Source organism: Pseudomonas sp. 5P_5.1_Bac1, from assembly GCF_025466015.1.
Classification (GTDB): domain Bacteria; phylum Pseudomonadota; class Gammaproteobacteria; order Pseudomonadales; family Pseudomonadaceae; genus Aquipseudomonas.
Window position 1 is genome coordinate 13,850 of sequence record NZ_JANLNX010000008.1, and the last position, 18,822, is coordinate 32,671.

Here is an 18,822-nt window from a genome sequence, read left to right on the forward strand (position 1 = left end):
CCATCTTTGCTGATGGACAGACGACCCCATGCCCCACCTTCCGACCCGACGCACCTTCGTCAAGGGCCTGGCCGCAGCCGGCGCCTTTGGCGGCCTCGGCCTCTGGCGTCCGCACGCCTGGGCCCGCGAGCGCACCGCCGGCGAACTGACCGGCCAGCACTTCGAGCTGTTCATCGGCCAGACGGCCGTGAACTTCACCGGCACGCCGCGCACCGCGCTGACCATCAACGACAGCCTGCCCGGCCCGGTGCTGCGCTGGCGCGAGGGCGACACCGTGACCCTGCGGGTGCGCAACCGCCTCGCCGAACCCACGTCGCTGCACTGGCACGGCATCATCCTGCCCGCCAACATGGACGGCGTGCCCGGCCTGAGTTTCGCCGGTATCGAACCCGGTGGCGATTACCTCTACCGCTTCACCCTGGAGCAGCACGGCACCTACTGGTACCACAGCCATTCGGGGCTGCAGGAGCAGGCCGGCGTCTATGGCGCCATCGTCATCGAGCCGAAAGAGCCGGAACCGCATGTCTATCAGCGCGACTGCGTGCTGCTGCTCAGCGACTGGAGTGACCAGCCACCCGCCGAGCTGCTGACGACCTTGAAGAAGCAGTCCGACTACTTCAACCGACAGCAGCGCACCCTGGGCGACTTCGTTGACGATGTTGCCCGCGACGGCTGGCGCGCGACCCTGGCCGAACGCACGGAATGGGCGCAGATGCACATGACCCCGACCGATATCGCCGACATCAGCGCCGCCACCTACACCTACCTGCTCAACGGCCAGGCGCCCGAGGGCAATTTCACCTGCCTGTTCCAGCCCGGCGAAACCCTGCGCCTGCGCTTGATCAACGGCTCGGCGATGACCTATTTCGACTTCCGCATCCCCGGCCTGAAGCTCACCGTGATCGCCGCCGACGGCCAGCCGGTGCAACCGGTAACCGTAGACGAACTGCGCCTGGCGGTGGCGGAAACCTATGACGTGCTGGTCAGCGTCGGCGACCAGCCGGCCTACACCCTGTTCGCCCAGAGCATGGACCGCAGCGGCTACGCCCGCGGCACCCTGGCCCGAGCGCCGGGGCTACAGGCCGAGGTTCCAGCGACCGATCCGCGCCCGCGACTGCGCATGGCCGACATGGGCATGGACCACGGTGCCATGGCGGGCATGGGCGGCATGGACCACAGCCAGATGAGCGGCATGGACCACGGCAACATGCCCGGCATGCAGCAGCACCCCGCGTCGGAAACCAACAACCCGCTGGTGGACATGCAGACCATGACACCGCAGGCCAACCTCGCCGACCCCGGCCTCGGCCTGCGCAACAATGGCCGCCGGGTGCTGAGCTACGCCGACCTGCGGAGCACCTTCGCCGACCCCGATGGCCGCGAGCCGGGCCGGGAAATAGAACTGCACCTGACCGGGCACATGGAGCGCTTCGCCTGGTCGTTCAACGGCGTGCGCTTCTCCGACGCCGAGCCCTTGCGCCTGAAGTACGGCGAGCGCCTGCGCATCACCCTGGTCAACGACACCATGATGGCCCACCCGATTCACCTGCACGGCCTGTGGAGCGACCTGGAGGACGAACACGGCCGGTTCCAGGTGCGCAAGCACACCATCGACATGCCGCCGGGCAGCCGCCGCAGCTACCGGGTCAGCGCCGATGCCCTGGGCCGCTGGGCCTACCACTGCCACCTGCTCTATCACATGGAGACCGGCATGTTCCGCGAGGTGCGCGTCGATGAATGAACGACTCAACCGGCCGCTGCTCGGCGGCATGGCCCTGGTGTTGCTGCTGGGCAGTGAAGAACTGCGGGCAGCGGCGATGAACCACGCGGGCATGGATCACGGCAGCATGAATCATGGCGCGATGAATCACGGCAACATGAACCATGGCGGCATGGACCACGGCAGCCCGCCGTCCAACGTCGATCAGCCGCGCACGCCACTGAAGCCCATCACCGACGCCGATCGCCAGGCCGCCTTCCCGCCACTGCCGGGCCATCAGGTGCATGACCGGCAGATCAACTGGGCGGTGACCGTCGAGCAACTCGAATATCAGGACGTCGAGAACAGCAGCGCGCTGAACTGGAATGCCAACGCCTGGGTCGGCGGCGATATCGACCGGCTGTGGCTGCGCACGGAAGGCGAGCGCGAACAGGGCAAGACCCACAAGGCCGAACTGCAGGCGCTGTGGGGCCATGCGATCAGCCCGGGGTGGGAAGTGGTCGCTGGCCTGCGCCAGGACTTCAAGCCGGGCAGCGGGCAAACCTGGGCCGCCCTCGGCATCCAGGGCACGCCGCTCTACGGCATGGAGCTGGAAGCCACGCTGTACGCGGGCGAGCGACATCAGACCGCGCTGCGCCTGGAGGCCGCGTACGCTATTCTCCTGACCCAACGCTGGCGGCTTGAGCCGAACGTGGAAGTGAACCTTCACGGCCGCGATGACCCGGGCCGCACCCAGGGTTCCGGGCTGTCGGACAGCGAGGTCGGACTGCGCCTGCGCTACGAAATCACGCCGTGGTTTGCGCCCTATGTCGGGGTGTCGTTCAACCGGGTGTATGGCGACACGGCCGAGATGACCCGGGATGAAGACGGGGATGTCGGACAGACACGCTGGTTGGCTGGGGTGAGGTTCAGGTTTTAGCCCCCGCCGCCCGCAAGCAAACAGAATTCCAAGGAGACAACCCATGCTGAAAAACAACCTCGCCGCCCTCGGCCTGCTGGCCATGAGCACCCTGGCCCAGGCCGGCCAGACCATCGATGTCTACCGCGATCCCAACTGCGGCTGCTGCAAGGAATGGATCACCCACCTGCGCGACAACGGCTACACCGTCAACGACCATGTCGAGCCGAACATGAGCGCGGTCAAGCAGCGCCTCGGCGTGGCGCCGCGCCTGGCTTCGTGCCACACCGGCGTGATCGACGGCAAGTTCGTCGAAGGCCATGTGCCGGCGGAGCAGATTTCGGTCCTGGCCAAGCGCCCTGACCTGCGCGGCCTGGCCGTGCCGGGCATGCCGATGGGCTCGCCCGGCATGGAAATGGGCGACCACAAGGACGCCTACCAGGTGATCGGCCTGACCACTGACGGCAAGGACGAAGTGGTCGCGCAGTACAAGTAAGCCACAAGCCGCTTACTGTCCCTCTCAGGTGGACGATCTGTCGCCATTCAGACAGATTGTCCGACCCTGAGTCCGACGCCAAAATGCAGGCTCTTTTTAAACGCTGCCTCATGCAGCTCATGGAGTCCGAGCGATGCCACACGAAGGCAGCCTGCTGCAAACCGCAGTGATTTTTCTCGTCGCCGCAGTCATCACCGTCCCCCTGGCCAAGCGCCTGCAACTCGGCGCCGTGCTCGGCTACCTGCTGGCCGGCGTGGTCATTGGCCCGCAGGCGCTGGGGCTGATTCGCGACACGCAAAGCGTCGCGCACATTTCCGAGCTGGGCGTGGTCCTGCTCCTGTTCATCATTGGCCTGGAGCTGTCGCCGCGTCGGCTGTGGCTGATGCGCAAGTCGGTGTTCGGCGTCGGCCTGGCGCAAGTGCTGCTGACCGGCGCGGTGATCGGCGCCATCGCCCTGTTCGGCTTTGCCCAGTCGCTGCCGGCCGCGCTGGTGCTTGGCCTGGGCCTGGCGCTGTCGTCCACCGCCTTCGGTCTGCAAAGCCTGGCCGAAAGCAAACAGCTCAACGCGCCTCATGGCCGGTTGGCGTTTGCCATCCTGCTGTTCCAGGACATCGCCGCGATTCCGCTGATCGCCCTGGTGCCATTGCTGGCCGCCAGCGGCCCGGACACCAGCCACGGCGACAGCCTCGAACACGGTTTGAAAGTGTTCGGCAGTATCGCGATTGTCATCGTCGGCGGTCGTTACCTGCTGCGCCCGCTGTTCCGCACCGTGGCGCGCACCGGCTTGCCGGAAGTGTCCACCGCCACCGCGCTGCTGGTGGTCATCGGCACCGCCTGGCTGATGGAAGAAGCAGGAATTTCCATGGCGCTCGGCGCGTTTCTCGCCGGGCTGTTGCTGGCCGATTCGGAATACCGGCATGAGCTGGAATCGCAGATCGAACCGTTCAAGGGCCTGCTGCTGGGGCTGTTCTTCATCAGCGTCGGCATGGGCGCCAACCTCAGCCTGCTGGTGCAGATGCCGCTGGTAGTGCTTGGCCTGACCCTGTTGCTGGTGGGGGTGAAGTTGCCGTTGTTGATGCTGGTCGGGCGCCTTGCCGGTGGGCTCAGCAACGTCAGCGCCCTGCGCCTCGGCGTGGTGCTGGCGGCGGGCGGCGAGTTCGCCTTCGTGGTGTTCAAGCTGGGCCGCGACCAGGGCCTGTTCGACGCCCAGACCTTCGACCTGCTGCTGATGACCATCACCTTGTCCATGGCCATCACCCCGCTGTTGCTGCTGGGCTGCGCCCGCCTCGGCAAACGCCCGCAGGCGCCCCGCGAAGTGCCGGAGCAGTACAAGGACATCGCCACCGATGCACCACGGGTAGTGATTGTCGGCATGGGCCGCATGGGCCAGATCATCGCGCGTATCTTGCGCGCGCAGAAGATTCCCTTCGTTGCCCTGGAAACGTCGGTGGATGCCATCGAAATGACGCGCATGTTCGAACAGGCGCCGGTGTTCTACGGCGACCCGCAGCGCCCCGAAGTGCTGCATGCGGCCAAGGTCGGCGAGGCCGAATACTTCGTCATCACCACCGACGACCCGGAGATCACCACCCGAACCGCCGCACGGGTCAAGCAGTTGTATCCGCACCTCAAGGTCATCGCCCGGGCGCGTAACCGCCAGCATGTGCACAAGCTGGTGGACGTGGGCGCCGAACCGATCCGCGAGACGTTCCACTCCAGCCTGGAAATGAGCCGGCTGACGCTGGTGGGGCTGGGTTTGAGCGAGGCGCAGGCGGCTGATCGCATACAGCGCTTTACCCGGCATGACGAGGAAGTGCTCAGCGTCCAGGGGCGGGTCCGCGACGACAAGGCCAAGGTGATGCAGACCGCCCAGGAGGCGCGGCTGGACCTGGAGCGGCTGTTCAAGGCGGATGTGGATTGAACCGGGCCTGAAAGATCACCTTTGCTGAGATAGACTCCCCGGTTTTCCACTAGCGTTCCAGCCGGAGAACGATCCTTGGAAGACCTCAACTCCCTCTATTACTTCACCCAAGTGGTCGAACACGGCGGCTTCGCCCCGGCCGGGCGGGCGCTGGACATGCCCAAGTCAAAGCTCAGCCGGCGCATCGCCGACCTTGAAGAGCGGCTGGGCGTTCGCCTTTTGCACCGCACCAGCCGCCATTGCTCGCTGACCGAAATCGGCCAGGAGTATTACCGCCGTTGCACGGCCATGCGGGTCGAGGCCGAAGGCGCGGCGGAAGTCATCGCGCGCAACCTCAGCGAACCCCGCGGCCTGGTGCGAATCAGTTGCCCCACCACCCTGCTCAACTCCTGGGTCGGCCCGATGCTGACCCGCTACATGCTCAAGTACCCACGGGTGGAACTGTTCATCGAGAGCACCAACCGCCGCGTCGACCTGCTCCACGAAGGCGTCGACGTGGCGCTGCGCGTGCGTTTCCCGCCGCTGGAAAACACTGACATGGTGATGAAGGTGCTGAGCAACAGCACCCAGTGCCTGGTCGGCCAGCCGGCGCTGCTTGAACGTCTGCCGAAGGATTTCGACCCGCAGATGCTCAGCCAGTTGCCCAGCGTTCACTGGGGCAGCGTCCAGCGCGAATACCAGTGGGAGTTGTTCCAGGGCGAGGACATGAGCACCAGCCTGGTGATCCCGCACAAACCACGGATGGTCACCGACGACTTGTTCGCCTTGCGCCACTTCGTGGTTGCGGGGGTGGGCATCGCGCATTTGCCGCGGGTCGCGGTGCGTGAAGACCTGGCCGAGGGGCGGCTGGTGGAGTTGTTGCCGGAGTGGCAGCCACGTTGCGGGATCGTCCACGCCATCTTCCCGTCGCGACGTGGGCTGCTGCCGTCGGTGCGCTCGCTGATTGACCATTTGGCGGAGGAGTTTGCGCAGAGCGATATGGCGTGAGTGGGGGGATGCCTGAGAGTTTTCGGTATTGATGGGAACGAGCGCCGACTGAGCGACGCATCGCTGCATAAGTATCTACACATCTCGCAGACAATACAGAGCGTCAGGTCACCGCGAATGTGGATGAATCCACTCCCACAGGGTAGTGATGGCGCTCAATCTGAAGGGCGCCAAAACGATCGAGGCGAGGACCGGGCAGCCCTCGCCCGATCCTCGCCTCGAAGTATTTTGGCCTTGTGGCCGTAAACCCGACTTACCGCGACAAAAACGCCAGCAAATCGTCATTCAACTGCTGCGCATGGGTCACCGCGAACCCGTGCGGCGCACCGCTGTACACCGTCAGTTCCGCCCCGCGAATCATCTCCGCAGCCTTCTTGCCGGTGGTTTCGAACGGCACGATCTGGTCGTCGTCACCGTGGATCACCAGGGTCGGTACGTCGATCTTCGCCATGTCGGGGCGGAAGTCGGTTTCCGAGAATGCCGTCACGCAATCCAGCGTGCTCTTGAGCGACGCCATCAACGCGATGTTCAGCGTCTGGGCCTGCACGCCCTGCGACACCTGCTGCCCATGGTTGATGCCATAGAACGGCGTGGCGAAGTCGGCAATGAACTGGGCGCGGTCGGCGCGCAGGCCGGCCTTGATGCCGTCGAACACCGATTTGTCGACGCCATCGGGGTTGTCGGCGGTCTTGATGAACAGCGGGGTCACCGCACCCAGCAGTACCAGGCCGGCGACCCGCTCGCTGCCATGCCGGGCGATGTAGCGGGTGACATCGCCGCCGCCCATGGAGAAGCCCACCAGGGTGACGTCGCGCAGGTCGAGGTGCTCGATCAACTGGGCGATATCTTCGGCGAAGGTGTCGTAGTCGTAACCGTTCCACGGCTGGCTGGAGCGGCCGAAACCACGGCGGTCGAAAGCGATGGCGCGGTAGTCGCGGCTGGCCAGGAACTCCATCTGTACATCCCACATGTCGGCATCCAGCGGCCAGCCGTGGCTGAACAGCACGGGCTTGCCGCTGCCCCAGTCTTTGTAATAAATCGCGGTGCCATCACGGGTAACGAGGGTGCTCATAGGGGTATCTCCGGGAAACAGGGTGGTCAGAGTCTTGAGTACGGGGTGTGGGAAACGTTCAGGCGCGCAGCCAGGCGGCGGTGCGGCGGGTCAGCCAGGGCATGATGAAAAATACCACCGGCAAAATGACGAACAGGTTGCCAATCATGTTGCCGATGATCCGCCCACCGAGCAGCGGGAACTGCGCGAACAGCGGCGCCAGCAGCGCCGGGATCAGAAAGGTCATCGGGCAGATCACCAGGTACGTCAGCAGTGCCTGTTTCCAGCGCGGCGGTTGTGGCGCGCCGGCGCTGGGCGGGGTGAACCAGAATTCGGGGTCGTCATGGACCTGGGTGTTGTCGCCGTCTTCCAGCAGCGGCATGACCTCATCGATCATCGCCTGGCGCTCGGCGGAGTTGACCCACGCCTGCAACTGGCTCGCCTGGGCAAAGCGCACGACCGTGGTGAAGTGGCGCCCATCGGCGTCGGGACGGATCACATTGACGTCCAGGTGACCCGGCTGCTGGCGGGCGACGCTGACCGCGCGCTTGAGCCAGGCTTCGTACTGGGCGAGCGCGTCGGCGCGGGCCTTGTGCTGGATCACCAGTGTTACCACGTTGCGGTTGTCTTGATCGGCGCTGTTCATATGCAACATTCCCTGACGATTAGTAGGCCCGTGCCCCGATACTGAGGCCGCTCGGCTGCGTTTGCGTTGATGGGAGAAGATTAAATTCAGAACCTCATTGGCACTAGATAGCGAAAATTCGCTTTAGCGTTCTATTTTATGAACGATCATGTCAGCAAAGATTTCCTCGCTGGCCGCGGCGATATCCGGGAAATATCCTACGAGGCCTGTCGAACGATGATTGTGGCCATGCCGTGTTGAGTTACTGGGGTCTGTTTCTGGCGGCGTTTGGCGCCGCCACCTTGCTGCCGTTGCAGTCCGAGGCGGTGCTGGTCGGGTTGCTGCTCCACGACCCGGCCGCCGTGGCGAGCCTGTGGCTGGTGGCGACGGTGGGCAATGTGCTGGGTTCGATCGTCAACTGGCTGCTGGGGCGGGCCATCGAGCGCTGGCGCGACAAACGCTGGTTCCCCTTCTCTGCCGCGCAACTGGAAAAGGCCCAGCAGCGTTACCGTCGCCATGGGCAGTGGTCGCTGCTGTTGAGCTGGATGCCGGTGATCGGCGACCCACTGACCTTGATCGCCGGCATCATGCGCGAGCCGTTCTGGCGCTTCGTATTGCTGGTGACCCTGGCAAAAGGCGGGCGCTATCTGGTGCTGGTGGTCATCACCCTTGGCTGGCAGAGCCTGTGACAGGCCCTGCGCAAATCCTCAGCAGAAGCGCTGCAGTTGCATTTCCTGCAACCGGCTGAGGGTCCGGCGGAACGGGAACTCCAGATACCCTTGCGTGTAGAGAACTTCCAGCGGGACGTCGGCTTCGAGATACAGGGCCACGCGCTGGTCGTAACACTCATCGACCAGGGCGATGAAGCGCCGGGCGCCGTCGTCCTGTACCGACAGTTGCGGCAGTTCGCGGTCCCCCGCCACCACCCGCTCGGCGCCGTCCTCAGTGCCCCGGGCGATCTTGCCCGGCCGCGTCGGCGCGCCAAGGGCCGGCACGCCGCCCAGCAGGATGGCGTCGAAACGCTCGCACAGGGCCATGAACTCCATGGCCGCCAACGGTTGCTCGCAGAGTTGCGGGTAATCGCACCACAGCACCTTGTCACTGCGGCGCACCACCTGCAGGGTGCGATAACCGACTTCCAGGTCTTCGCTGGTCGCCGGTGCGTCACCGCTCAATTGCGCGAACACATTGGCCAGCGCCGCCGGATCGCGACCCCAATAACGCTGATGCAGCGCGCCGGGGTGCAGGCGGTGGTCCTGCTCGCCGTGAACCGGCACCACGGTCATGCAGCGCTCGATCGCCTCGATCGCCGGCAGGAAGCGCTCGCGGTTGAAGCCATCGGCATAAAGCTGCCGTGGCGGCTGGTTGGAGGTGGCGACCACCACCACGCCGGCCTCGAACAGCACCTGGAACAGACGGCCGAGAATGATCGCGTCGCCGATGTCGTTGACGAACAGCTCATCGAAACACAGCACGCGGATTTCTTCGGCCAGGGAGAAAGCCAGGGCCTGCAACGGGTCAGCGGTGCCGTTGAGCTGAAACAGACGCTGGTGAACCCAGCGCATGAAATGGTGGAAATGCTGGCGCCGGGCGGGAATGGTCAGGCAGCGATGGAACTGGTCCATCAGCCAGGTCTTGCCCCGCCCGACCGGGCCCCAGAGGTAAACGCCATTGGCCGGCTCACCGCGTTCGACCGCCTCGAAGCAGGCCTGCAGGGCTGCGGCGGCCTGTTGCTGGGCGGGGTCGGCGACGAAGCCTTGGGCAGTGATGGCCTGCTGGTAAAGGGCCAATGGGGTGTTGACGCTGGACATGCAGGCCCTCGGTGGGAAAAAGGGCACAGGGTACATCAGGGATGACGCGGATTGTGTAGGGATTTTCAGGGGCCTCATCACCGGCATAGTCGGCGATGAGGCCCGCACAAACGGCCGCGAATTACTCGGCCAGCCCGACCTTCAACAACTGCCCGTCTTCCTCGTCTGTCAGCACATACAGAAACCCATCCGGTCCGACCCGCACATCGCGGACCCGGGCATTCAACTGTCCGAGCATCCGTTCTTCGTGAACGATCTTGTCGCCGTTCAGTTGCAGGCGAATCACCTCCTGCGCCGCCAGCGCGCCGATGAACAGGCTGTGGTCCCAGGCCTTGAAGCGCTCGTTGTCATAGAAGGCCATGCCGCTGATGGCCGGGGATTTCTCCCAGACGTGGTGCGGCGGAACGGTCCCCTCCACTTCCTTGCCCTTGGCCTCGGGAATCGGCAGCAGCGAGTAGTTGATGCCATGGGTCGCCAGCGGCCAGCCGTAGTTCTTGCCGGGCTTGGGGATGTTGATTTCGTCGCCGCCACGCGGGCCGTGCTCGTGGGTCCAGAGCTGCCCGGTCCAGGGGTTGAGCGCCGCGCCCTGCTGGTTGCGATGGCCATAGGACCAGATCGCCGGCTGCACGTTTTTCTGCCCGACGAAGGGGTTGTCCTTGGGAATCTCGCCATCGGGCAGGATGCGCGCCACCTTGCCCTGGAGTTTGTCGAGGTCTTGCGATGTGGCTCGCTGATTGTTCTCGCCCAAGGCGATGAACAGGTAGCCATTGCGGTCGAACACCAGCCGCGAGCCGAAATGGTTGCCGGTCGAGAGCTTCGGCTCCTGGCGGAAGATCACGTTGAAATCCTCGATCCGGGCGAGGTCGGCGGACAGCCGTCCGCGCCCCACCGTAGTGCCCGCCGTGCCCCCATCGCCACCACCTTCGGCGTAGGACAGGTAGACCAGCCGGTCCTTGTCGAAGGTGGGTGACAGCACCACATCGAGCAAGCCGCCCTGCCCTTGCGCCCAGACCTCCGGCACACCGCTCAGCGGTGGGCCGACCCGCCCTTCCGCGCCGATCACCCGCAGGTTGCCCTGGCGTTCGGTGACCAGGATGCCCTGGGTTCCCGGCAGGAAGGCCAGGGCCCACGGATGCTTGAGGCCTTCGGCCAGGGTGTTGACCTTGAGGGTGCCGTCTTCGCTGGGGAAGGTACGTTCGGGCGCGGCCTGGGCGCCGAGCGGCAAGAGGACGGCGGCACCCAGGGCGAGCAGCCAGGAACGTGAAGTCATGCGGGATTCCTTTCGAGGGGCGATCACGGCGCGCGCTGTGAATCGCGGGGCGGACGGGAGGGTTCGAGGCGCGGCGTCTGTTGTTCGCGGCGCAGGTTGTCGCCGTTGCCGATGCCGCGGTTTTCGAGGGTCGGCGGACGCGGGTTGGGTGCAGTGGAAGGTCCAGGCATGGGCGGCGTGGCCGGCACCGTGCCTTGGCGGCTGTTGGGATTGGCCCGGTGGATCGGGCTGTTCTGCGGGTTGTCGGCAGTGGCGGCCAGCAGCGGGCCGCTGATCGAGAAGATCAGCGCGGCACCGATCAGGATGGAATGGGCGCGTTCGAACACAATCACCTCCGCACGTGGGCATCACCAAGCGTTGGATAGCCTACGGCCCGAGAGGTTCGCGACAAAGCCGCAAACCTCACGGAGGTAATTCATATTGTTACAGGGGGAACGATTGCCCTGATGGCACCCGGCGCGTTCACCGGGTGCCGTGGCCGGATCAGTAGGCCAGCGACCAGGTCAGGGTGTAGGTGCGGCCGCGCCCCTGGTAGTCGTAGAGGTAGGCCGGGCCGTAAACCGGCGAATAGAACAGCGTCGCGCGCTGGCCCCAGACGGTGCTGTATTGCTTGTCCAGCAGGTTCTGGATGCCGGCGCTGAAGGTGCCGAAGCCGGTGTCCTGGCTGCCCAGCAGGTCGAGGGTGGTGTAACCGCTGATCGTGTGGTCGGCGTCGTCCTTGAGGGTGAAGGCTTTGTTCGCCTGCAGGCGCGCGCTGCGGCCATCGCCCTTCCAGCCAACGAAGGCGGTGGACTTGGACAGCGAGGCGTAGCGCGCGTCGCGCTTGATCCAGTCGCCGCTGGCGTCTTCTTCTTCCGAGCGCACCAGGTGCAGGGTGGCGCCGGCTTCCCAGCCGCTTTCGAAGTGACGGGTCAGCGCGCCTTCGAGGCCGAAGTCGCGGCTCTTTTTCTCATCGACGTTGATGGTCAAGGTCTTCGAATCGACGTTGATGATCTTGTCCGACCAGATGTAATACACCGCCGCCTGGGCATCCCAGTCGAGGTCGGCATAGCGCCAGCCCATTTCCACCTGGCGGCTCTTGATCCCCGCCAGCGGGTTGTCCTCGACGCTCATGCCGGCCTTGCCGTAGTACTTGGCCGGGTCCGGCAGGTCGAAGCCTTCGCCGTAGTTGGTCCAGACCTGATGACCGTTCTTGAAGTCGTAGATGGCGCCGAGGTTATACAGGCTGACCTGATAATCGTTGCTGCCGCCGGGAACACCCTTGAAGTCGCTGACATCCACGTCCATCTGCTGACGCCGGGCGCCGCCGGACAGGGTCAGGGTTTCAGTGAGGTGCCAATCCAGTTGCGCGTAGGCGGAAATACCGTCGACGCGGTAGCTGGGATAACGCGCCGCCTTGCTCGCCTCGTTCAAGTCCAGGCCGCCGCTGCTCGATGACGCGCGCGCGTCGAAGGTGGTCTGCTCGGCGTTGAAGCGCTCGCGGTCGAGGTCCACGCCGTAGGTCAGCTTGAGGCTGTCCCATTGCTTGGCGAACAGCGCCTTCAGGCTGCTGACCTCGAAGTTCTGTTGCGAAGCGGCGAAGTACACGCCGCGGGAACCGGCTGGCGTGCCCGCGTTGTAGTAGGGAAACGGGTAAAAGTTGTCGTCTTCCTTGCGGTAGGACGCTTGCAGGTAGAAGTCCTGGCCGAGCACATCGGCGTGGTGGTAGTTGGCGTTGAGCAACAGGCGCTTGGTGCGCGGTTCCAGGTCGGTGGAGTAGCCGCTGCGCAGTTCGGCGTTTTCCAGGTCCGACGGGGCGTTGTAGTTCAGGTGGGGAAAGAAGATCCCGGTGCTGCCGTGATTGCCAGAGTCGTAGTACTGGGCGAGCAGGTCGAGGCTCTGCTGCTCGTTGAACTGCAGGCCAAGGCTGCCCATCACGTCGATGGTGCGGTTGTATTGCAGGTCGGTCTGGGTGTTGTCGATGAAGATCTGGTTGCCGGCGCCGTCGTAGAAGGCTTCGTTCTGCTCGGCGGAAACGCCCAGGCGGCCGTTGATGCGCTCGTTGCCGCCGCTGATGGACTGGGCGACGCGGGTCGACAGGTCATCGCTGTTGTTGAAGCCGCTGCTGGCACCGACCTGGGTTTCGAAGCGCGCCGGCCCCGGTTCACCTTTCTTGGTGACGATGTTGATGATGCCGCCGGTGGCGCCGCCGCCATAAATGGCGCTGGCGCCAGACAGCACTTCGACGCGCTGGACGTTGAACGGCGAGATACTGTCGAACTGCCGCGACAGGCCGCGAGAGCTGTTCTGGCTGACGCCGTCGATCATCACCAGCACGTTGCGACCGCGCATGTTCTGGCCGTAGTTGGTCCGCCCTTCCGGCGCCAGGTCGAGGCCCGGCACCAGCTTGCCGATGGCTTCCTTGAGGCTCACGCCGCTGCTGATCTGTTCTTTCAGTTGCTCCTGGTCGACCACCCAGACAGTGCTAGGGATTTCACTGATGGAAGTGCTGGTACGCGAGGCGACGCTGACTTCGATCGGCTTGAGGCTGACGCTGGCCTGCGGTTCACCCTTGCGCAGGATCACCGTGCGCGCGTCGCTGAATTGCCAGCTCATGCCGCTGCCGGCCAGCAGCCGCTGCAACGCGTCTTCGATGCTGAAGGTGCCGCGCAGCCCGGAGCTGGACAGCCCGGCGACATCGCTGGTGGTGAACAGCAGGTGCAGGTCGGCCTGGTCGGCGAAGCGGGTCAGGGTCTGGTCGAGGCTTTGCGCTGGCAGGTCGAGGCTGACCTGGCGGGCCTGCGAAGCGGCGGCCTGTACCGGGGCGACGGCTTCGGCGGCCTGCACGGCAACGGCGCCGAGCAACGCGGCGGCAACGGAGGATGCCAGCACGGCATGCTTGAAATAGTCGGTGGAACGCGCGGCGGAGTTGAACGGACCTTTCACTGTTTTCTTCCAGACAGGTAAACGTAAATGAGAACGGATTGCTGATCAGTCCCACTACGACGATCTGGCGTCGAAGAACTTGCAGTGACTTTCCGAAATTATTTTCGCCCGGAAAAAATCAGTAGAGCACGGCCAACCACGGCAGGTAGGTGACCTTCAGCGCATAGCGCTGTTCGAGGGTGCGCAGCAGCGCATGGGGATCATTGAGGTCGAACACGCCGCTGACCTGCAGCGCGCCCACCTGGCTGTCGGAGATCAGGATGCGCCCGTGCTGGTAGCGCTCAAGTTCAGCGATCACTTCGCGCAGCGGCCGGCCATTGAAGATCAGCTTGCCGCGTTGCCAGGCGGTCTGGGCCTGGGCGTCAGGACTGACCGCCACGCGCCGCTCGCCAACCTGCGCCTCGCCACGGGTGACCACCACGCTGTTGCCGCTACCGTGCCGCCGCACGCTGAACACCGCGTCGCTGCCCTGCACCGCCTCGGCGCCGCTGTCTACCACGAAGGGGCGCGGGTCCGCGGCCGGTTCGAACAACGCCTCGCCCGCCTTGAGCGACACCGTGCGGCGCTCGCCGCTGAAATTCACCGACAGCGCGCTGGCACTGTTGAGGGTGACCTTCGAGCCATCTTCCAGGGTGATGGTGCGGCGCTCGCCGGTGCTGGTGTGGTAATCGGCCAGCAGCGCCGGGGCCTGCTGCCAGCCACCGTAGCCGAGCATAGCCGCCAGCAGCGAGGCGGCGATGGCCGAACCCCAGTGGCGACGACGGGGGGCCTTTGGCAGTTGCGCCGCGGCCTGGGTGTGACCGAGATCGCCCCACAGCGCTTCGGCCTCTTCGGCGGCGGCCAGATGCTCGGCGCTGAGCCCGCGCCAGCGCTGGTAACGGTCGCGATCGGCCTGAGTGGCGTTGCCCGAATGCAACAGGACCTGCCAGTCGATGGCATCGTCGGAGAGGTCGGTCAGTGGCTGCGGTTCGGGCATGGAGGTTTCAGTCATGGTTGTGCTTGAGCCAGTCCCGGCAATGGCGCAGGGCCTGGCCGATGTATTTTGCCACCATGCTCTCGGAAACGCCCAGTCGTTGTGCAATCTGCGCCTGGGTCAGGCCCTCGACGCGATTGAGCAACAGCGCCTGACGGGCGTTTTCCGACAGTTGCAACAAGGCTTCATCGAGGATTTCCAGACGCTCCCGGGCCAGCAGCGCCGCCTCGGGTGCCGGTGCCGGACAGGCCATCTGCGCTGCGGCGTCGCTGTCGCCGAGGTTGCTCTCCTGGCGTTGTTCGCGACGCAAGGTGTCGATCGCCAGATTGCCGGCGACGCGGAAAATGAAACTGCGCGCATGCAGCACCGGCAGCGCCTGCTGCTCGATCTTCACCAACTTGAGGTAGGTTTCCTGGGCGACATCGGCCGCGCGCTGGCGGTCGTTCATGCGCCGGGTCAGGAACTGCAGCAGCTCATCGTAGTGTTCCTGGAAACTGGCCAGCAGCCCGGACACGGGAGACGTCAGCATGGGAAGGAGGATCGCCGGTGGGAGAAGTTATCGGACGTTAATGAGAAACAGTATCTTTCATAATGTGTCCGAATTTCAATCCTGAGCGAGGCGGTCTGGCTTTTTTGTCGGATGTCAGGAGGGGTGTCGAGACCGATCGCAGGGCGCGCCCGGTCTCAAGAGTGCTGAATAGCCTGAGGCATGTGGCCTGGATCAGGACTTCCCGGCGCTGGCCGCGGCCATCAGCTTGTTGATCTCGCTGCGCACCATGTTGGCGAATTCCGGCGGCGTCATGCTGTCCAGCTCCGCGCGTACCCACTCGGCCCACTTGCCCTTGCGCCGCGGCTTCTCGCCAATCATGCGGGCCGCTTCGCCCTTGGCCTTGGCCAGGTTGGTCTGCCACAGCTCGAACAGCCGCGCTTTCTCATCCTCGATCTCCGCCCGCTCGGCGAAGCTCTTGTTGGCCAGATTGAAACTCATGGGGTAATTCCTGCCGCGTGAAAATGGCCGCTATCTTACACTGTAGCCGCCGACGCCCGGCAAACCACTGCAACTTTCCGTACAGACGGACACTCCATTCAGTAGGTCCATCACTTACCCGAGGAAGTATTCATGGCGAGGAAAAGCACCCTGCACAGCGAAAGCGAGCAAATCAAGGATCAAGCGTTCAGTGACTTGCAGGCACTGATCGAAGAATCGGAAAAGCTGCTCAACGAGAGCGCTGCGCTGGTCGGCGAAGAAGCCGAGACCCTGCGCGCGCAATTGCAGCTCAAACTCAAGCAGGCAAGTAACGCGGTAGGCAGCGTGCGCGACCAGGTCAAGCCGGTGGTGGACGCCACCGAGACCTACATTGGCGGCCATCCGTGGCAGACCGTGGCGATTTCGGCGGGCTTCGGGCTGGTGGTGGGGTTGCTGCTGGGTCGCCGGCCTTGAGCTGAAGATCGTTTCTGACTATTCGGGCCTTATCGCGGCAAAACCGCGATGAGGCCCTGATGTCTCACCGCAACTGCAACGGATCCACCAGCGAACAGGCAATCGCCATCCCCACCAGATCGGGCAGATGCTCGGCCTGCATTCGCTTCATCACCCGCGACCGGTACAAATCCACGGTTTTCACGCTGACCTCGAGTTGCTCGGCAATCTCGCGGTTGGTGTAGCCCTGCACCAGCGGCAGGAACACGTCCCGCTCGCGCGGGGTGAGGCTGTCGATCCGCGCCTGCACCGTGTCACGCTGGCGGCTTCCCACCTGGACTTTCGATGACCGGCCCAAGGCGTCCTGGACGCTGTCCAGCAGCAACTGGTCGTTGTAGGGCTTTTCGATGAAATCGCAGGCGCCGGCCTTGAATGCCCGCACCACGATGGGCACGTCGGCGTGGCCACTGACGAAGATCACCGGCAGGTCAACGCCACGCGCGCGCAGCGCTTCCTGAACACTCAACCCGCCCATGCCGGGCATGCGCACGTCGAGCAGCACGCAGGCCGGCAGGTCGCCTTCGCAAGCATCGAGAAACGCTTGGCCACTGGTGAAGGGCAGCGCCTTGAGGCCGACGGATTCGAGCAGCCAGACCGTGGAGTCGAGCATGCCCTGGTCGTCGTCGACCACATAGACCTTCGGATCCTGCATGAAAATCCCCTTGTTCAAACACTTGCCGCCGGCGCCAGCCGACAGCTCAAAATCAATCCGCCGCCCTCGCTCGGGCCGGCCTGCAAGGTGCCGCCGAAACCTTCGACGATGCTGCGGCTCATGCTCAGGCCGAGGCCCAGCCCTTCGGGCTTGCTGGTGGTGAACGGAGTGAAGATCCCGTCCAGTCGGTCCAGCGCCACGCCCGGTCCCTGATCGATCACCTCGATCAGCAGCCAACCGCCCTCCTGCTTACCGCTGAGCACGATCCGCGACGGCTGGCCCGGCTGTTTCTCGCGGTTGGCGTCGATGGCGTTGCGCAGCAGATTGAGCAGCACCTGCTCCAGCAGCACCCGGTCGGCGTAGACCGGCGGCAGATTGTCCGTCATTCGCTGCTCGATCGTCACCTGCGCGTGATTGGCTTCCCAGGCACACAGGCGCACCGCCTCGCGCGCCACCTGCGCGACCGACAGCGCCTGCAGGCGCCGCGGCTCCTTGCGCAGGAAGGCGCGCAGGCGCTTGATCACTTCGGCGGCGTGGGTTGCCTGTTCGCTGATGCGCTGCAAACCCTGGGCAACCCGGCCCGCCGCCTGTGGATCACGGTCCAGCGCATGCAGGTAGCGCTGGCTGGCAGCGGCGTAATTGAGCACCGAGGCCAGCGGCTGGTTGATCTCGTGGGCGATACCGGAGGCCAGTTCGCCAAGGGTCACCAGCCGCGCGGTGTGGGCCAGTTCGTCCTGGTGGCGACGTTGCTGGGTTTCGCGCAGCTCGCGCTCGGTCATGTCGCGGGCGACCAGCGAGTAATAGCGCTCGCCACCGGCGGCGGTGTGCGCGAGCAAGACCAGCGACACCGGAAACGCCGCGCCACCGTCGTATGGCGCCAGCCGCGCCTCGCACTGCCAGACACCGTCGCGCTCGGCGCACAGCCAGCCTTCATCATCCAGGCGCTGCTGGGCGTCTTCGTCGAGCAGTTGGCGCAGCAGCGGCACCGCGTCCACGTCCATCAAGCCGAGGGCGCGCCGCGCGGAACGATTGAGGTAGGTCAGGCGCCCGTCCGGGTCGGTGAACAGCACCAGGTCGGTGTTGGCCTCGACAACTTCAGCCAGCCGCCTGCGGTTTTCCTGCGCCTCGATGCGCACGCTGATGTCCCGCGAGACGCTGACGATTTCCACCACCGCGCCGGTGTAGGTTTCGCGGATCGCCCGGCTGGCTATCTCGAACCACAGGTCGCGGCCATCGCGGTGGCGTACCCGGCAGGTCATGGTCTGGTAGCCGTCTTTCTCCAGCGCTTGCGCCGCCTGTTGCAGGAATTGCTGGCGGTCCTGGGGATGGAACAGCGACTGCACCGCAACCCCGCGCAGCTCTTCCGGCCAGTAGCCGAGCAGGCGATAAGACGCCGGCGACGCGTCGAGAAAGCAGCCGTCGGGCGTGTGCCGGGAAATCAGGTCGGTGGTGTTCTCGGTGATCAGCCGGTACAGGCGGCGGGCCTGGCTGGCCTCGCGTTCGGCACGGCGTTCGACGGTGGCGTCGCGGCACCGGGCAATAACCAGATCGGCGCTGGCGGGGATAAAGGTCCAGAGCAGAATGCGCTCGCCGGCCTGGCTCTCGACATCGCTGATCGCCCGCTGCTGACTGAGGCAGGCACTGACCAGCGCGGCATGATTAGCCGGCAGCAACACGGCCAGGCTCTGCGGTGGCCAGCCGTTGAGCTGTTCGAGCATGGCGGGGTTGGCCGCGCGCAAGGTGGCACCGGCATCGAGCAGCAAACTGGGCTGCGGGTCCTTGTCGAGCAAGGCCGAGGGGATGGCGATCAAAGCGTCTGCTCCGGGATTTTTATAGTATTTGTACCATATTGCTATAGTCTATCTTCCAGGTAACATGGCGAACAGCGTAAAAATGCACCACCGGAGCAGTCCCCGTGAATCTGCTCCATGAAACCTGATCAGAGCTAACAATCAGCCATCGGAGGTTTCAGCATGCGTCCCGACGCGGCTGCCTCCTGCACAGGACCATGCT

General features: G+C 64.8%; 17 protein-coding genes and 1 pseudogene. 7 read left to right on the plus strand and 11 right to left on the minus strand.

Features of this window, described 5'->3' with window-relative positions:
• Positions 1-28: 28 nt before the first annotated feature.
• The 5 genes from NTD82_RS01715 (at position 29) to NTD82_RS01735 (ending at position 6,022) form a co-directional block, all read left to right on the plus strand.
• On the plus strand, positions 29-1,741 hold the full coding sequence (locus NTD82_RS01715; protein WP_262127542.1) for a copper resistance system multicopper oxidase: 1,713 nt from the start codon (positions 29-31) through the stop codon (positions 1,739-1,741).
• Positions 1,734-2,639: a copper resistance protein B gene (locus NTD82_RS01720; RefSeq protein ID WP_262127543.1), complete on the plus strand. Its 906-nt coding sequence runs from the start codon at positions 1,734-1,736 to the stop codon at positions 2,637-2,639. The genes NTD82_RS01715 and NTD82_RS01720 overlap by 8 nt, the downstream gene beginning before the upstream one ends.
• Positions 2,640-2,682: 43 nt before the next feature.
• Positions 2,683-3,114 carry a DUF411 domain-containing protein gene (locus NTD82_RS01725; protein WP_110972254.1) on the plus strand — a complete coding sequence of 144 codons (432 nt, stop codon included), beginning with the start codon at positions 2,683-2,685 and terminating at the stop codon, positions 3,112-3,114.
• A 133-nt stretch (positions 3,115-3,247) separates the two neighbouring features.
• Complete coding sequence (locus tag NTD82_RS01730; protein WP_262127544.1) at positions 3,248-5,035, plus strand: monovalent cation:proton antiporter-2 (CPA2) family protein; 1,788 nt, start codon at positions 3,248-3,250, stop codon at positions 5,033-5,035.
• Positions 5,036-5,110: 75 nt separating this feature from the next.
• A complete protein-coding gene (locus NTD82_RS01735; RefSeq protein WP_262127545.1) occupies positions 5,111-6,022 on the plus strand; it encodes a LysR substrate-binding domain-containing protein in 912 nt (303 codons plus the stop codon).
• A gap of 253 nt (positions 6,023-6,275) precedes the next feature.
• On the opposite strand, the gene NTD82_RS01740 is transcribed toward NTD82_RS01735, so the two are convergent.
• Positions 6,276-7,094 carry an alpha/beta fold hydrolase gene (locus NTD82_RS01740; RefSeq protein ID WP_262127546.1) on the minus strand — a complete coding sequence of 273 codons (819 nt, stop codon included), beginning with the start codon at positions 7,092-7,094 and terminating at the stop codon, positions 6,276-6,278.
• Positions 7,095-7,152: 58 nt separating this feature from the next.
• Positions 7,153-7,719 (minus strand): antibiotic biosynthesis monooxygenase, encoded by a 567-nt coding sequence (locus tag NTD82_RS01745; protein ID WP_175649541.1) that lies wholly within the window; start codon positions 7,717-7,719, stop codon positions 7,153-7,155.
• Positions 7,720-7,952: 233 nt separating this feature from the next.
• Here NTD82_RS01745 and NTD82_RS01750 point away from each other — a divergent pair, with 233 nt between their 5' ends.
• The gene (locus NTD82_RS01750) at positions 7,953-8,387 is read left to right on the plus strand and encodes a YqaA family protein (protein WP_095157204.1); all 435 of its coding nucleotides are present in this window, start codon (positions 7,953-7,955) and stop codon (positions 8,385-8,387) included.
• A gap of 18 nt (positions 8,388-8,405) precedes the next feature.
• On the opposite strand, the gene zapE is transcribed toward NTD82_RS01750, so the two are convergent.
• The 7 genes and pseudogenes from zapE to NTD82_RS01785 form a co-directional block, all read right to left on the minus strand.
• Positions 8,406-9,545, minus strand: coding sequence for a cell division protein ZapE (gene zapE, locus NTD82_RS01755; RefSeq protein WP_262127547.1), 1,140 nt, complete (start codon positions 9,543-9,545; stop codon positions 8,406-8,408).
• A gap of 85 nt (positions 9,546-9,630) precedes the next feature.
• Positions 9,631-10,779 (minus strand): PQQ-dependent sugar dehydrogenase, encoded by a 1,149-nt coding sequence (locus NTD82_RS01760; protein WP_262127548.1) that lies wholly within the window; start codon positions 10,777-10,779, stop codon positions 9,631-9,633.
• A 23-nt stretch (positions 10,780-10,802) separates the two neighbouring features.
• Positions 10,803-11,084: a hypothetical protein gene (locus NTD82_RS01765; RefSeq protein ID WP_410017017.1), complete on the minus strand. Its 282-nt coding sequence runs from the start codon at positions 11,082-11,084 to the stop codon at positions 10,803-10,805.
• A gap of 178 nt (positions 11,085-11,262) precedes the next feature.
• Positions 11,263-13,704, minus strand: a complete 2,442-nt coding sequence (locus NTD82_RS01770) for a TonB-dependent siderophore receptor (protein WP_262127549.1) — start codon at positions 13,702-13,704, stop codon at positions 11,263-11,265.
• Positions 13,705-13,822: 118 nt separating this feature from the next.
• Complete coding sequence (locus NTD82_RS01775; protein WP_262127550.1) at positions 13,823-14,695, minus strand: FecR family protein; 873 nt, start codon at positions 14,693-14,695, stop codon at positions 13,823-13,825.
• 4 nt (positions 14,696-14,699) lie between these two features.
• Positions 14,700-15,206, minus strand: a pseudogene (locus tag NTD82_RS01780) (RNA polymerase sigma factor); the annotation flags it as partial.
• A gap of 192 nt (positions 15,207-15,398) precedes the next feature.
• Positions 15,399-15,665 (minus strand): hypothetical protein, encoded by a 267-nt coding sequence (locus NTD82_RS01785; protein ID WP_095157150.1) that lies wholly within the window; start codon positions 15,663-15,665, stop codon positions 15,399-15,401.
• Positions 15,666-15,797: 132 nt separating this feature from the next.
• On the opposite strand from NTD82_RS01785, the gene NTD82_RS01790 reads away from it, so the two are divergent.
• Positions 15,798-16,118 (plus strand): YqjD family protein, encoded by a 321-nt coding sequence (locus tag NTD82_RS01790; protein ID WP_095157149.1) that lies wholly within the window; start codon positions 15,798-15,800, stop codon positions 16,116-16,118.
• Positions 16,119-16,182: 64 nt separating this feature from the next.
• Here the strand turns inward: NTD82_RS01790 and NTD82_RS01795 are convergent, their stop codons facing one another.
• Positions 16,183-16,809 (minus strand): response regulator transcription factor, encoded by a 627-nt coding sequence (locus tag NTD82_RS01795; RefSeq protein WP_262127551.1) that lies wholly within the window; start codon positions 16,807-16,809, stop codon positions 16,183-16,185.
• Positions 16,810-16,823: 14 nt separating this feature from the next.
• Positions 16,824-18,620, minus strand: coding sequence for a PAS domain S-box protein (locus tag NTD82_RS01800; protein WP_262127552.1), 1,797 nt, complete (start codon positions 18,618-18,620; stop codon positions 16,824-16,826).
• Positions 18,621-18,822 lie beyond the last annotated feature (202 nt).